The sequence below is a fragment of the Bacillus cereus group sp. BfR-BA-01309 genome, assembly GCF_022664315.1.
GTDB lineage: Bacteria > Bacillota > Bacilli > Bacillales > Bacillaceae_G > Bacillus_A > Bacillus_A mobilis.
Genome location: NZ_JAKUHE010000011.1, coordinates 120,624 through 135,523 on the forward strand (window position 1 = coordinate 120,624; position 14,900 = coordinate 135,523).

The following is a 14,900-nucleotide window of genomic DNA, read 5'->3' on the forward strand; positions in this document are numbered from 1 at the left end:
GTCTTAATAGTTCTAATAATCCCTCTACTAGCTTAACACGTTTTCAGAATTTATTATAGAAAAATAGTTTAAAGTAACCGCTTACAATTCTAGATTATATATGATTCATTACAAGAAATCTATCATTTACTTTTCATATTTGGTAGAATAAAAAAAATATTTAAGGGGGCTTCAATCATGGCATTTACTGAATCTGATGTATATAATAACGAAGCATTTTTTGAACAATATATGAAACGAAGATACCGAGAAAATAGCCCAAATGAATCACTTGAAAAACCAGCCTTCTTTCAACTCATTGGTGATGTAAAAGGAAAGAAAATCCTCGATTTAGGCTGCGGTGACGCCAAGTTTGGTGAGGAATTATTAGAGAATGGCTGCCACTGTTACACTGGTATTGAAGGCTCCGAACTTATGTATGAAAAAGCTAAAAAACAACTAGAAAATAAAAATGGAACCGTCCATTGTTTAAACCTCAAAGACTACACATACCCTCCTGCTACTTTTGATTTAGTAACGTCTAGACTCGCCTTACATTATATTGAACATCTTCCTATCATTTTTCAAAACGTGTACGAAGCTTTAAAAACAAATGGAACCTTTACTTTTAGTGTTCAACACCCTGTTATTACTTCTTCATTTGAAAGCTTGCAAACGAGCGGAAAAAGAACAAGCTGGCTCGTCGATGATTATTTTAAAATGGGAAAACGCGTTGAACCTTGGATTGATCAAGAAGTTATTAAATATCATCGTACAACGGAAGAATATTTTACATTATTACAACAAGCTGGATTTACGATTACAAATATAAAAGAAGCTACACCAAATCAAAATTTTTTTCAGAGCAAAGAAGAATATGAACGACGTTTACGAATTCCCCTCTTCCTCTTATTTTCTTGTAAAAAATAAAAAAGACGATGAATCCTCATCGTCTTTTTTCATTATCTCATTACTTGAGCAACCTCTTTCCGTACACGTCTTCCTTTTCCATGTGGGATACAAAGTGGCGTCCCAAATAATGGATCCGTACTGATTTGACACTCCATTCGGAATACATCACGTACTAGCTTCTCATCTACTACTTCTTCCGGCTTACCTTGTGCATATATTTGTTTATCTTGAATGGCTACAATATTGTCTGCATAGCGGCATGCTAAATTTAAATCGTGTAATACCATAACAATTGTTCTTTGTTCTGTTTCATTTAATTCGAATAATAAATCTAGCACTTCAATTTGGTGAGTCATATCTAAATATGTAGTAGGCTCATCCAGTAAAATAATATCGGTATCTTGTGCAAGCGTCATTGCAATCCAAGCACGTTGACGTTGTCCACCTGAAAGAGCATGCACATCACGCTCAGCAAACTCTGTCATACCTGTTGCTGCAAGTGCTTTTTGTACCATTTCCTCATCTTTTTCTGACCATTGCTTCAGCCACGTTTGATATGGATAACGACCTTGTTTTACAAGTTGCAATACTGTAAGCCCTTCTGGTGCTTGTGGTCCTTGCGGTAAAATGGCCATTTGACGAGCGATTTGCTTCGTTTGCATACTTTGAATGGCTTGATTATCTAACAAAATGTCACCAGCTGTTGGCTTTAATAATCTAGCTAGTGAACGTAATAAAGTTGATTTCCCGCAACCGTTAGAACCGATAAAAATTGTAATTTCGCCTTTTGGAATTTCTAAATTCAACTCATCAATAATAATTGTTTCACCATAAGACAGCGTCAAACGTTTCGTCTCTAATGCTTTTTGCATATTCATCTCCCTTTATGAATTCCGACTTTTATAAAGTAAATAAATAAAATAAGGTGCACCAATTGCTGATGTAAATACCCCTGCTGGAATTTCAAGTGGTGTGAAAACTGTACGCCCAATTAAATCTGCAGCAAGTACTAAAATTGCACCAACAATCGCCGCAACTGGGAGTAATGCACCGTATAAAGAACCAACTAGTCTTCGTGAAATATGAGGCGCCATTAAACCGACAAATCCAATTCCTCCGGCGAAAGCAACTGCTCCACCAATTAAAGCTGTACTCAGTAATAACATGAATACGCGTGACTTCGTTAAAGGAACACCAAGTCCTACCGCAATATCATCCCCTAGCTCCTGAGCATTTAAATGTCTAGCAGCTATAAATGATATTATCGTTAAAATGAGAACCCACGGCGCAAGTACCATAACGTTTTGCCATGAAGAACCGTAAACAGTACCTGTAATCCATACATTCGCTTGGCTCGCTTGATAAATTGGCGCTAACAACATAAACAAAGTCGTTGCTGCTTTCGTCAATGCCCAAAAACCAACACCAATTAAAACAAGACTAATCGGTGATAACCCATCATTTCTCCATGCGAATAAATATACAAAAAGCGCTACAATTGTAGCTCCAGCAAAGGCTGCTAACGGCATATAATGAATGCTTACAGTTAGCGCATTATTTTTATCACTAAATAGAGCTAAAAATAATACAACTGCGACACTCGCACCACCTGTAATCCCGATGATATCAGGTGAAGCCAGTGGATTTCGAACGAGGCCTTGTAAAATACATCCTGCTACAGCAAGTGCGATTCCTACAAGGATCGCAATCAAAATACGCGGCATACGAAACTTATTTACAACCATATTTGACATCGCATCGCCATTGCCAGTAATCGCTTGCCATACATCATAAGGAGCAATTTTCATGTCTCCCATACCTGCACTCGCAAAAAATAATCCTATTAAAACAACTAGTAAACTGAATAAGACGAGACAAGCTCGTTTATACATTAAAAACGAGAGCCCGCCTTTTCCTATACGAAACGGAATATACTTCTTCATTTGCTAAGCCCTCTCTTACGTGCAATATAAATAAAGAATGGGGCCCCGATAAATGCTGTCATAACCCCTACTGGTACTTCTTGTGGCATAATGACATATCTTGCTGCTATATCAGCTAAGATTAATAGTATTGCACCTAACAACCCGCTATACGGTACTCTCCACCTATGATCTACTCCAACTAGAAATCTGGCAAAATGCGGGGTAACAATACCAATAAATCCAATTGGACCAGCGACCGCAACTGAGCCACCAGACAACAGGACAATAATAAGTAGTACGAATGATTTCATTAAAATCGTTCGTTGTCCAAGTCCTTTTGCAACGTCTTCCCCCATCATTAATGTATTTACTTTCCCTGCCATCATAAGAGATGCGATCCAGCCTACTAATAAATACGGCAATACAGATTGTAAAATTTCTAACTTTCTTCCTTGCACAGATCCGGCAAGCCAAAATAATACCTCTTCAAGCGCTTTTTCATTTAACACCAGTAACCCTTGTGTTAATGATGAAAATAACGCACTAATTGCGACCCCTGCTAATGTTAACTTAAGAGGCGTCGTCCCTTCTTTTCCTAAAGAACTAGAAGCAAATACAAGCACAGCTGCAATTGCTGCCCCTAAAAAGGCAATCCATGTGAAAGCTGATAATGATGTCACGGAAAAAATAACAATTGCTACAACTATGAAAAACGCAGCACCTGAATTTAATCCAATAAAATCTGGAGAAGCAAGTGGATTCTTCGTTAAAGTTTGCATAAGGCAACCTGCAATGGCTAAACTAGCACCAACACTAGCTGCAATTAATGCCCTTGGTAGACGCACATTTTGAATAATAATATGTTCATTAGAACCATTAAAATGAAAAAAAGCATCTAACGCTAATTTCCAGCTCGTATTTGTATATCCGAAAATAATACTTCCCCAAATACAAATAACAACCGCAATGATTCCAACAAATAATCCAATCCATTTTGCTTGATTTGTTTTTAATAACATGCAGCGTTTCCCCTTCAATGTATAATGATACGTTGTAAGTGTATTTCAACTTAATTCTCATTGTCAACGATATTGAGAATTATTTTCATTGACAATTGGACCATGAAGTATTATTATCATGCTTGCTATTGAAAAAACTTCTCAGTATGTAGGGGGTACATAATGAATTTAACACGAAAGAAACCGTTTACAGTATTTGTACTTTTACTAGCCTTTTCATTACTTTTAAGTGCTTGTGGAAAATCAAATACGAAAGAGGAAACAAAAGAAGATACGAAAAAAGAAATGATTACGGTTGAACATGCAATGGGTAAAACAGAAGTTCCTGCGAATCCAAAACGTGTAGTTATTTTAACAAATGAAGGAACTGAAGCTTTACTTGAACTAGGTGTGAAACCAGTTGGGGCTGTAAAATCTTGGACTGGTGATCCATGGTATCCACATATTAAAGATAAAATGAAAGATGTAAAAGTTGTTGGTGATGAAGGACAAGTGAACGTGGAAACAATCGCATCTTTAAAACCAGACTTAATTATCGGTAACAAAATGCGTCACGAAAAAGTGTACGAGCAACTAACAGCAATTGCACCTACTGTGTTCTCTGAAACGCTACGTGGTGAATGGAAAGATAACTTCAAATTTTATGCAAAAGCATTAAATAAAGAAAAAGAAGGTCAAAAGGTTTTAGCTGATTACGATAAAAGTATGAAAGAATTAAAAGCTAAACTAGGCGATAAAGTAAATCAAGAAATCTCTATGGTTCGCTTCATGCCTGGCGATGTTCGTATTTATCACGGTGATACATTCTCTGGTGTTATTTTAAAAGAACTTGGGTTTAAACGTCCTGGTGATCAAAATAAAGAGGACTTTGCAGAACGTAACGTTTCTAAAGAACGTATTTCAGCAATGGATGGCGATGTATTATTCTACTTCACATTCGATAAAGGCAACGAGAAAAAAGGTTCTGAATTAGAAAAAGAATATATCAATGATCCTCTATTTAAAAATTTAAATGCAGTGAAAAATAATAAAGCATACAAAGTTGACGATGTTATTTGGAATACAGCTGGTGGTGTAATGGCTGCTAACCTACTATTAGATGATATCGAAACACGCTTTGCTAAATAAAACAACTCCCTCCAACAGAGGGAGTTGTTTTTTCAATTCACTTAAATGTCACATTATTTCATTTTGTATTTTTATTCCCAATATGTTATATTATAAAAGTAAATAAAATATATTTTCTCTATATCAGAATAAATATTTTAATCTAAATTTTCTGATTAATCACTATTTTATTTTCTTTTAGAATTCAATTATTACATTTGAAAACGCTTATCATCTCGTTTTCAGGGCAAAATACAGTAACGGTCGAAGAAAAAATAGAACCTTTTTAGAAATTTTCTTTCTATTTCCATATAATTCTATTGACTTCTAAATATTTTGTAAATTAAAATGATTACATAAATATCCGTTATACAGGATTAGGGGGAAACAAAAATGGATGCAGCTTTAAAATTAGACAAAGCTGGAGAGCAACAATCACCAAAAAAACATCCACCAGGGTTGTACTTGTTGTTCTTAACAGAAATGTGGGAAAGATTTAGTTATTATGGAATGCGTGGCCTTTTAGTTCTTTATTTAACAACTGCTGCTGTTAGTGGTGGGTTAGGATTTGATAAGGCAGTCGCAGTGCAATTATATGGTACTTTTACAGCGGCAGTATATTTCATGCCAATTATAGGCGGATGGCTAACGGATCACTATATCACAAGACGTCATGCCATTACTCTCGGCGGAATTATTATGGCAATCGGTAACTTTGTACTATTTTCAATGAATACAAAAACAGGACTATTCCTTGGATTAATACTATTAGTTATTGGTAATGGATTCTTCAAACCAAATATTTCTACACTGTTAGGTGAATTGTATGGTGAAAATGATTCACGTCGTGACAGTGCATTTACTATCTTCTATATGGGTATAAACGTAGGTGCTTTCTTTGCTCCACTTATTTGTGGATTTTTAGCAGAAGATTTCTTTAAAACAAGCGCTAATGGCGTTATTGTAATGGGATATAAATACGGATTCTTAGCAGCTTGTATCGGTATGATTATTGGACAAATTGTTTTCAACTTATTAGCTCCTCGTTACCTTGGTAAAGCAGGAACAACAGTTGTCGGTAAAAAGTCAAAAAATCAACCTGCAGTTGAAAAGAAACCTTTAACAAAACAAGAGAAAAATCGTACTTGGGCAATTGTAATTTTAACTTGTTTCGTAGTGTTCTTCTGGGCAGGATTTGAACAAGCTGGTAGTTCTCTAACACTTTATACAAATAAATTTGTTGATCGTACAATTTTCGGTTGGGAAGTTCCAACATCTTGGTTCCAATCAGTTAACCCAGCATTCATCGTACTACTTGCACCATTCGTATCTATGCTATGGTTAAAACTTTCTAAAACAAAACGCGGTGATTTAAAAGTACCAACAAAAATGGCATTAGGTATGATTTTACTAGGTATAGGTTACCTTGTTTTAACATTAGCAGTTCTAAAAACTGGAAGTAGTGAAGCAGATATAACTGTAAAAGCGAACTTATTATTCATCGTTATCACTTATCTCTTCCATACAATTGGTGAGTTATTCTTATCACCAATCGGTCTATCAATGGTAAGTGCAATCGCTCCTGTAAAATTAGCATCATTACTAATGGGGGTATGGTTAGCTGGTACGGGTATGGCTAACTGGTTAGCAGGTAAACTTGCTTCCTTTACACAATCATTAGGCTACCTTGAAGTATTTGCAAGTATCGGTATCATTGTTATCGTCTTAGGACTTGTACTCCTTCTCTTCTCTAAAAAAGTTTCGAGTATGATGGAATAACACTCGAAAAGACGCTTCTAAAATTAGAAGCGTCTTTTTTATCATTTCTCCTCTAAAGCCGTCACGTTCACGTGAACGCTTTCTCCAGGATTAGATACATCATACACTTGAGCAACTCCACTCTGCTCGTCACAGCTCTCAATCCATACTGGGACGCCCTCATATGTAACGTCAATTCTACTTGAAGAAGATAAAATTTGTTTCACACGTTTTACATCCATACTACTATTCCTCCTTTTACTTACTACACTCCTTTCTATCTTTTCTTTCCCCTTTAGAATATATTCCATATAGCAGCATTTTAATGGATAGCCTTTTCTTCCTTTCATGCTAACATTTTCTCTCCTATTACCTTTCTGACAAATAAAAAAAAGACGTATATCCCACACGTCTTTTTCCATAATATTCAAATTTTAAGAAAATAATGTTTTTACAACTTCACTTACTTTATCATTATGAATTTGATAATACACTTCTAGTCCTCGTCTTTCAAAGCGCACTACTTTATTTTGTTTTAATTTCGTTAAATGTTGCGAAACCGTTGATTGTGGAATTTCTAACACTTCCTGTAATTGTGTTACATTACAAGTTCCACGTTGCATTAGTTCCATTACTAGGCGTAAACGTAACGGATGCGCTAACGCTCTTAACATTTGTACATCTTCTTCTGAAATACGACATTCGAATTGATTTTGGCTCATAAAGTTCCCCTCATTTTCGTTTTTATTTTCTTTTTATTTATTTATATATCTGTTCTTATATTTCCTGTTACGACATAACTTTATCAACTTATAAAGCCGAAAATTTTTTCCATCTTAACCAGCAAAGAACTCAGGAAATAATCCTTGCTGATTTTGAATATTATACTATATGATATAACGAAAAAGCAAAACAACGGGCTGCAAATACTTTGCTTGTAAACGTTGTTTTATCAGGCTTTTTGTTATATTTTCACCTCATTGCAACGTGTAGTAATAATATCGTAAAATATCATCTATAATTGATAACCTTTCGTAAAGTAGTTGGAGTATATTTAACCTCTTTGTTACACTAAAAGGAATTTTCAGTAAAAAAGATACCGTACCAAAAAAAATTAACTTATTGCCTTTTAATTCGTGTTCAATAGCTTGAACTGTGATGGAATACTTCCTATTAAATGCATTTACTGTCCCTTTCTGACTTGATCAAATGGGACAGTCTGTGCTCCCTATCAAATCTTAAGAATTACACCATCCTTTCATATTTGATACAAAGACGGCCTCTACTATAGAGCTGTAGGATCAATAATATAGAAACAAATAAAAGAAAAGAATATGCAAATAATTTATCCTGCTATTAGTGGATAATATGAATCATATTTCAAATTTTGGCGAATGCGGGATAAAGCTTTACTTTATAAAGCACACTCAAATAGATTCGAGTGTGCTTTTTGTCTACTTTATGAACAAAGTATTTCTTTTAACACTATTATGGAATAATTATACTTTTTTACGTTGACAATAGTGTTGAAGGAGAATATACTAAGCATGTAAGTTGATTGTGAATTGTTTCACAAATAATGTGAATTTCTTCACATAAAATAGATAGGAGTTGTCATTATTATGAGTACTTGGACACAAATTTATGACCCATTAAACAATATTTGGTTATCTGCACTAATCGCAGCACTTCCAATTTTCTGCTTCATCATTTGTTTAATGGGACTGAAAATGAAAAGTTACATGGCTGGCCTTTACAGTGTGATTGTCGCTATTATTCTTGCTATATTCGTTTATAAAATGCCAGCAACTGTAGCTGTAGCATCTGCCGGATTCGGTGTTTTATCTGGATTTTATCCAATTTGTACTATCGTTATCGCAGCAATTTTCCTTTACAAATTAACTGTTAAAACAGAGCAATTCAATGTCATTCGTGATAGTATTTCAAGCATTACAAATGACCAACGTTTACAAGTATTATTAATCGCTTATTCTTTCGGTGCTTTCTTAGAAGGCGCAGCTGGTCTAGGGGTTCCAGTTGCTATTACAGCTGCATTACTGGTAGGTATGGGCTTTAATCCATTAAAAGCAGCTGGTATTTGTTTAGTAGCAAACATCGCTGGTGGTGCTATGGGTGCTATGGGTATCCCAGTTACAGTGCCAGCACAATTAACTGAACTAGATGCATTAACTATCGGTCGTCAAACTGTTCTTATTTTACCTTTCATTAGTATTGTTTTACCTTTCTTACTTGTATCAATGGTTGATGGAATTAAAGGTATTAAAGAAACTTGGCAAGGTATTCTTGTAAGTGGTGTTTCTTTCGCGGTTACTCAGTTCCTTGTAACTTACTTCTTAGGTGCAGAACTTACTAATATTTTCGCAGCCGTTGTAAGTATGATCTCTCTTGCATTATTCTTACGTGTTTGGCAGCCAAAATCTTCTACTAAAGAAGAAAAACAAGAAGAAAAAGTATCTCATACATTCAATCAAATTTTATATGCTTGGTCTCCATTCGTATTCTTAACTGCATTCGTAACAATCTTTAATTTAAAACCAATTAAAGCTTTATTTGCTCCGGATGGCGCACTAGCGAACTTAGTATTTAACATTCAATTCCCTGGTCTTCATAATGCTGTTATGAAAACTACACCTATTACAAAAGCTGATACACCTTTCGCAGCTGTTTTCAAATTTGATGTATTCTCATCTACAACTACTGCAATCGTATTAGCGATTATCGTTTCACTTATCGTGTACCGTGTAAAAGGTAAAATGGTTAAAGAATTAGTAGTGGAAACAATGAAAGAACTAAAAGCTCCAGTATATACAATCTGTAGCGTTATCGCTTTAGCTTACGTAGAGAACTACTCTGGTATGTCATCTACACTTGGACTTGCATTTTCTTCTACTGGTAATGCATTCCCAGTTCTCTCTCCAATCTTAGGATGGATTGGCGTATTCATTACAGGATCAGTAGTATCAAGTGGTTCATTATTCGCACCGCTTCAAGCAGTAACTGCAGATCAATTAAACATCGTTCCTTCTACACTTGTTGCATTAAACGTAGTAGGTGGTACAATGGCAAAAATGGTTTCACCACAATCTGTAGCAGTTGCTTGTGCAGCAGTTGGACTAGTTGGTAAAGAATCTGCCCTATTTAAAACAGCAATGAAATACAGTTTAATCTTCTTAGCTATTATTAGCTTACTTCAATTGAACTCTGTATTTAATATCTTTTAAAAATAAAACACCGATCCAAATGGATCGGTGTTTTTTCACATTACATCTTCTTATTCTTTAGTAAAGAAGCACCAGCAATTTCAGGATGCGTCATTTCGAATGGATCTAAAATAATATCCAATTCTTCTTCTGTCAGTACACCATGTTCTAAGCATAACTCCCTAACAGATTTTCCTGTTTCAATTGCCTCACGTGCAATACGAGATGCTGCTTCATAACCAATATGAGGGTTAACTGCCGTAATAATTCCAACACTCTTCTCTACATATTGCTTCAGCAATTCTTCATTTGCTGTAATTCCTTTAATACAATATTCACGGAATACACGGAATCCGTTATTCATAATACTAATAGATTGAATTAAATTAAATACGAGTACAGGCTCCATTACGTTTAACTCTAATTGTCCTGCTTCTGATGCTAAGCAAATTGTATGATCATTACCAATTACTTGGAAAGCAACTTGATTAATTACTTCTGCCATAACAGGATTTACTTTCCCTGGCATAATAGACGAACCTGGTTGACGAGCTGGTAATTGAATTTCCGCCAATCCAACACGTGGACCAGATGCCATAATACGAAGGTCATTCGCAATTTTAGACATATTCATCATACATACTTTTAATGCTGCAGATACTTCTGTGTATGCATCTGTGTTTTGCGTTGCATCAACTAAATGCTCTGCACCAACAAGTGGGAATCCGCTAAATGTTCGCAAGTGTTTAACCACTTGTTCAATGTACGTAGGGTTTGCATTTAATCCCGTACCAACAGCTGTCGCCCCCATGTTCACTTCATATAAATGTTGGCGAGACTGTTTAATTCTTTTTATATCACGCTCAAGCACGCGGCTATACGCTTCAAATTCTTGTCCAAGACGAATCGGAACAGCATCTTGTAAATGTGTACGTCCCATTTTAATGACGTGATCAAACTCTTTTGCTTTTGCACGGAAAGCAGCATGAAGTTCTTCCATTGTAATAAGAAGTTCTTCTAACATCATAAGAGTTGCAATATGAATTCCCGTTGGAAACGCATCATTCGTGGATTGAGCCATATTCACATGCGTGTTTGGGCTAATCTTTGCATACTCGCCTTTTTCATAACCCATACGTTCTAACGCTCGATTAGCGATTACTTCATTTGTATTCATATTAATAGAAGTTCCAGCACCGCCTTGGATCGGATCCACGATAAATTGATCATGGAATTTTCCATCAACAATTTCTTGCGCTGCTTCTGCAATTTCATGTCCAATGTCTTTAGCTAAGTAACCAGTATCCATATTTGCAAGTGCCGCCGCTTTTTTCACAATTGCCATTGCCGTAATGAGTGACGGATGAATGCGATATCCTGTAATCGGGAAGTTTTCAACAGCACGTAATGTTTGTACACCATAATAAGCTACACTCGGTACTTCCTTTTCACCTAAAAAATCTTTTTCTATACGTATATCCTTCGTTGCTATCATTTTCATCACCTATGCTTTTCATTCTAAATCCTTGTCTAAAAAATTCGCCATCTAAAAATACGAGTATCATTCAGAAGAATTTTTCAGTATCCACCTTCACTATATAGCACCTCTTTTGAAAGCGCAAACATTTATTTTTCTATATATACCTTTTATAAATTGAAACCTTAATCAGTGGGGATTTTGTTCATCCCCACCTAACTTCTTCGCTTTCGCTACATTTTGAGGTAGGGGTCTTACTGCCCACAAATAGCGGGATAACAATTTATAGAAAATCATTCTTCTACCTTCTTTATTTCCACTCGTTTAATTTGATGCATATCCTTTTCGAGAACTTTAAAAGAAAAGCCGTGTTTTTCAATAACATCTCCTTCAGCAACGACTTGCTTTTGTACCATAATCCAGCCACCAATTGTATCTACATCATCAGCAATTAAGTGTATGCCAAATAAATCATTCACTTCACTAATAAGCACTTTTCCCTCTACGATTTTACACCCTTCACTTATATGCTCTATAGGCGGGTGCTCGTCTTCATCATATTCATCTCGGATTTCTCCAACAATTTCTTCTAAAATATCTTCTAATGTAACAATCCCCGCTGTACCACCATATTCATCATATAATACAGCTAATGGAATTCGTTTTCTTTGCATTTGTAATAGCAAATCATGTATAGGAATATTTTCTAGTACTTCAATAACTGGCCTTGTATACGGCGTAATCGAGCACTCCTCATCTCGATTACCATCCATATAACGAATAAATAAATCCTTTACATTAACCATCCCAATAATTTCATCTTTATCTTCACCAAATACGGGATACCTCGTATATTTTTCTTGTGCGATTATTTTAATATGTGTTTCAAATGATTCGTCCTCATATAAACCTACAACTTCCGTACGAGGTACCATAATTTCCTTTGCGACTCTATTATCAAATTCAAAAATATTATTTACATATTTAAATTCCCTTTGATTAATCTCTCCACTCTCATAACTCTCAGATAAGATTAATCGTAATTCTTCCTCCGAATGAGCTACTTCATGTTCAGAAGCCGGATGTAATCCGAATAAACCTGTTACAAGCCTTGCTGAACCATTTAAAGCCCAAATAAACGGATACATTACTCGGTAAAAGTAAATAATTGGCTTCGATAATAATAAGCTAACTTGCTCTGCCCTTTGTATAGCGAGCGTCTTCGGGGCAAGTTCACCAATGACAACATGTAAAAACGTAATCACTGCAAAGGCAATAATAAACGAAACTGTACTTGCAATTGCAGGAGATAAATGTAGTTTTAAAAACAACGGCTCGAGTAAATGTTTTATAGTCGGCTCGCCTAACCACCCAAGTCCTAAAGCAGTAATTGTAATACCTAACTGACATGCTGATAAATACTCATCTAAATTTGAAGTTACTTTTTTAGCTGCCAATGCTCCTCTTCGTTTTTCACTAACGAGTTGATCAATACGACTGCTACGCACCTTAATAATTGCAAACTCAACAGCTACAAAAAAACCTGTTAATGCAATAAGAATGACTACCATCAGCAATTTTAAAATATCCACATATGCCCTTTAGCTTTCTTAGCTAAAGTTACACCTCCTTTAAAAAAGAAGTTTCACTTTAGTTTCTTCATTTACGCAAAAGCAACCCTATATAAAATTCACCAATTTCAAACCTCATACAATTCTAAAGGTAGTCCATCAGGGTCCTGGAAAAAGATGAATTTTTTTCCGGTTATTTCATCCATGCGTATCGATTCAGTCTCTACACCACATTCATTTAAATGTTTCACAGCTTCTCCTATATTTGTAACAGCAAATGCTAAATGTCTAAGTCCAGCCGCTTCCGGGAAACTTGGGCGCTCAGGCGGACTTGGAAATGAAAATAATTCAATTTGATACTCTTCCCCTACACATAAATCTAACTTATAAGAACCTCGTTCCTTTCTATATACTTCATTTATCGCTTTAAAACCTAATATCCGAGTATAAAAATCCTTTGACGCTTCATAATTCGAACAAATAATTGCAACGTGGTGCACTCTACATATATTCATGCTCTCTCTATTCCTTTCTTTACCAAAGATGCATATTCTCCCTTGAAATGAAAAACATATATAGCAGAATATCTCTTTTAGGGGGCTTACTATGAAATTTATTACTTTTTTCGTGGGACTTATCGTTGTTTTCTTCCTTGCTTATATTGCTAGCAACAATAAGAAACATATTAAATTTAAACCAATTTTCATCATGCTTATTATACAGTTAATTTTAACCTATTTATTATTAAATACAGAAATCGGTCTCATACTTATTCGGGTCATTTCCAGTCTGTTTACAAAGCTACTCGAGTATGCCGCTGATGGTATAAACTTCGTATTTGGGGGGCTTACCAATGAAGGTGAAATGCCATTTTTCCTTACTGTATTATTACCAATCGTCTTCATTTCCGTCTTAATTGGTATACTACAACATTTCAAAATACTACCATTTTTTATTCATTGGATCGGTTACTTCCTTAGTAAAATAAATGGCCTTGGGAAATTAGAATCTTACAACGCTATCGCCTCTGCCATTGTCGGCCAATCTGAAGTATTTATTACGGTAAAAAAGCAATTAGCTCAAATTCCAAAACACCGCCTTTATACACTTTGCGCTTCTGCCATGTCAACCGTATCTATGTCTATCGTAGGTGCCTATATGACAATGATCGAGCCTAAATATGTAGTAACCGCACTCGTTCTCAATTTATTTAGCGGGTTTATTATCGTACTCATCATTAACCCTTACGATGTGAAAGATGACGAGGATATTTTAGAAATTAAAGGAGAAAAGCAAAGCTTTTTTGAAATGCTTGGAGAATACATTCTAGATGGTTTTCGCGTAGCAATCGTTGTCGGTGCAATGCTCATCGGATTCGTCGCATTAATGAGTTGCATAAATGACCTATTCCTCATTATATTCGGCATTACTTTCCAGCAATTAATTGGGTACGTCTTTGCGCCTATTGCATTCCTTATCGGTGTACCAAGTTCTGAAATTGTCACAGCTGGTAGCATTATGGCAACGAAGCTTGTAACAAATGAATTTGTAGCAATGATGGACCTTAGTAAAATTTCTAATAGCCTTTCTCCCCGTACAGTTGGTATTATTTCTGTTTTCCTCGTTTCTTTTGCCAACTTTTCTTCTATCGGCATTATTTCAGGTGCGGTAAAAGGGCTAAACGAAGAACAAGGAAATGTCGTTGCCAGATTTGGCCTTAAATTACTATATGGAGCTACTCTCGTTAGCATTTTATCTGCAATTATTGTAAGCATTATGTTGTAATCAGGTAAAATTTTATCATTTTCTTATCCCTATCTTTTGTATACAATAACGAATAGATGTCTTTATAAATAATCAAGACATCTATTTTTTATACATGTACAATCGCTTTTATTTAGCGTACAATATTTTTTATTTGTTTGAATGTG

General features: G+C 35.4%; 13 protein-coding genes. 5 read left to right on the forward strand and 8 right to left on the reverse strand.

The annotated features are described in order from the left end of the window. The first annotated feature begins 177 nt into the window (after positions 1-177). Positions 178-909, forward strand: coding sequence for a class I SAM-dependent methyltransferase (locus tag MR115_RS20690; RefSeq protein ID WP_242242613.1), 732 nt, complete (start codon positions 178-180; stop codon positions 907-909). A 32-nt stretch (positions 910-941) separates the two neighbouring features. Here the strand turns inward: MR115_RS20690 and MR115_RS20695 are convergent, their stop codons facing one another. Genes MR115_RS20695 through MR115_RS20705 form a run of 3 tightly spaced genes read right to left on the reverse strand, consistent with a single transcriptional unit; the run spans position 942 to position 3,835 of the window. After that, entirely contained in the window at positions 942-1,763 is an 822-nt protein-coding gene (locus MR115_RS20695) for an ABC transporter ATP-binding protein (protein WP_017560402.1), read from the reverse strand. A gap of 12 nt (positions 1,764-1,775) precedes the next feature. Beyond that, positions 1,776-2,834, reverse strand: coding sequence for a FecCD family ABC transporter permease (locus tag MR115_RS20700; RefSeq protein ID WP_063261597.1), 1,059 nt, complete (start codon positions 2,832-2,834; stop codon positions 1,776-1,778). After that, positions 2,831-3,835 carry a FecCD family ABC transporter permease gene (locus MR115_RS20705; protein WP_242242614.1) on the reverse strand — a complete coding sequence of 335 codons (1,005 nt, stop codon included), beginning with the start codon at positions 3,833-3,835 and terminating at the stop codon, positions 2,831-2,833. The genes MR115_RS20700 and MR115_RS20705 overlap by 4 nt, the downstream gene beginning before the upstream one ends. A 162-nt stretch (positions 3,836-3,997) precedes the next feature. On the opposite strand from MR115_RS20705, the gene MR115_RS20710 reads away from it, so the two are divergent. Together MR115_RS20710 and MR115_RS20715 are read left to right on the forward strand one after the other, a co-directional pair. Next, positions 3,998-4,963 carry an ABC transporter substrate-binding protein gene (locus MR115_RS20710; protein ID WP_242242615.1) on the forward strand — a complete coding sequence of 322 codons (966 nt, stop codon included), beginning with the start codon at positions 3,998-4,000 and terminating at the stop codon, positions 4,961-4,963. Between the two features lie 372 nt (positions 4,964-5,335). Continuing rightward, on the forward strand, positions 5,336-6,721 hold the full coding sequence (locus MR115_RS20715) for a peptide MFS transporter (protein WP_242242616.1): 1,386 nt from the start codon (positions 5,336-5,338) through the stop codon (positions 6,719-6,721). 41 nt (positions 6,722-6,762) lie between these two features. On the opposite strand, the gene MR115_RS20720 is transcribed toward MR115_RS20715, so the two are convergent. Beyond that, positions 6,763-6,942, reverse strand: coding sequence for an acid-soluble spore protein H (locus tag MR115_RS20720; protein ID WP_000382683.1), 180 nt, complete (start codon positions 6,940-6,942; stop codon positions 6,763-6,765). A 192-nt stretch (positions 6,943-7,134) separates the two neighbouring features. Beyond that, complete coding sequence (locus MR115_RS20725; protein WP_000081429.1) at positions 7,135-7,422, reverse strand: ArsR/SmtB family transcription factor; 288 nt, start codon at positions 7,420-7,422, stop codon at positions 7,135-7,137. A 900-nt stretch (positions 7,423-8,322) separates the two neighbouring features. Between MR115_RS20725 and MR115_RS20730 the strand changes: the two genes are divergently transcribed. Further along, on the forward strand, positions 8,323-9,942 hold the full coding sequence (locus MR115_RS20730; RefSeq protein ID WP_063261601.1) for an L-lactate permease: 1,620 nt from the start codon (positions 8,323-8,325) through the stop codon (positions 9,940-9,942). 40 nt (positions 9,943-9,982) lie between these two features. Here MR115_RS20730 and aspA read toward each other — a convergent pair whose 3' ends face one another. The 3 genes from aspA to gloA2 form a co-directional block, all read right to left on the reverse strand. Then, the gene (gene aspA, locus MR115_RS20735) at positions 9,983-11,416 is read right to left on the reverse strand and encodes an aspartate ammonia-lyase (RefSeq protein ID WP_000562161.1); all 1,434 of its coding nucleotides are present in this window, start codon (positions 11,414-11,416) and stop codon (positions 9,983-9,985) included. Positions 11,417-11,691: 275 nt separating this feature from the next. Then, complete coding sequence (locus MR115_RS20740) at positions 11,692-12,990, reverse strand: hemolysin family protein (protein WP_097820156.1); 1,299 nt, start codon at positions 12,988-12,990, stop codon at positions 11,692-11,694. Positions 12,991-13,097: 107 nt separating this feature from the next. Then, positions 13,098-13,484, reverse strand: coding sequence for an SMU1112c/YaeR family gloxylase I-like metalloprotein (gene gloA2, locus MR115_RS20745; RefSeq protein ID WP_242242617.1), 387 nt, complete (start codon positions 13,482-13,484; stop codon positions 13,098-13,100). 91 nt (positions 13,485-13,575) lie between these two features. Here gloA2 and MR115_RS20750 point away from each other — a divergent pair, with 91 nt between their 5' ends. After that, positions 13,576-14,754: a NupC/NupG family nucleoside CNT transporter gene (locus MR115_RS20750; protein WP_242242618.1), complete on the forward strand. Its 1,179-nt coding sequence runs from the start codon at positions 13,576-13,578 to the stop codon at positions 14,752-14,754. The last annotated feature ends 146 nt before the right edge of the window (positions 14,755-14,900 follow it).

What these genes read in the sequence shown, in the direction of transcription:
- MR115_RS20690 (WP_242242613.1), top strand. Translation starts at nt 178, where the DNA reads ATGGCATTTACTGAATCTGATGTATATAATAACGAAGCATTTTTTGAA.
- MR115_RS20725 (WP_000081429.1), bottom strand. Translation starts at nt 7,422, where the DNA reads ATGAGCCAAAATCAATTCGAATGTCGTATTTCAGAAGAAGATGTACAA.
- aspA (WP_000562161.1), bottom strand. Translation starts at nt 11,416, where the DNA reads ATGATAGCAACGAAGGATATACGTATAGAAAAAGATTTTTTAGGTGAA.
- MR115_RS20705 (WP_242242614.1), bottom strand. Translation starts at nt 3,835, where the DNA reads ATGTTATTAAAAACAAATCAAGCAAAATGGATTGGATTATTTGTTGGA.
- MR115_RS20715 (WP_242242616.1), top strand. Translation starts at nt 5,336, where the DNA reads ATGGATGCAGCTTTAAAATTAGACAAAGCTGGAGAGCAACAATCACCA.
- MR115_RS20720 (WP_000382683.1), bottom strand. Translation starts at nt 6,942, where the DNA reads ATGGATGTAAAACGTGTGAAACAAATTTTATCTTCTTCAAGTAGAATT.
- MR115_RS20750 (WP_242242618.1), top strand. Translation starts at nt 13,576, where the DNA reads ATGAAATTTATTACTTTTTTCGTGGGACTTATCGTTGTTTTCTTCCTT.
- MR115_RS20730 (WP_063261601.1), top strand. Translation starts at nt 8,323, where the DNA reads ATGAGTACTTGGACACAAATTTATGACCCATTAAACAATATTTGGTTA.
- gloA2 (WP_242242617.1), bottom strand. Translation starts at nt 13,484, where the DNA reads ATGAATATATGTAGAGTGCACCACGTTGCAATTATTTGTTCGAATTAT.
- MR115_RS20695 (WP_017560402.1), bottom strand. Translation starts at nt 1,763, where the DNA reads ATGCAAAAAGCATTAGAGACGAAACGTTTGACGCTGTCTTATGGTGAA.
- MR115_RS20710 (WP_242242615.1), top strand. Translation starts at nt 3,998, where the DNA reads ATGAATTTAACACGAAAGAAACCGTTTACAGTATTTGTACTTTTACTA.
- MR115_RS20700 (WP_063261597.1), bottom strand. Translation starts at nt 2,834, where the DNA reads ATGAAGAAGTATATTCCGTTTCGTATAGGAAAAGGCGGGCTCTCGTTT.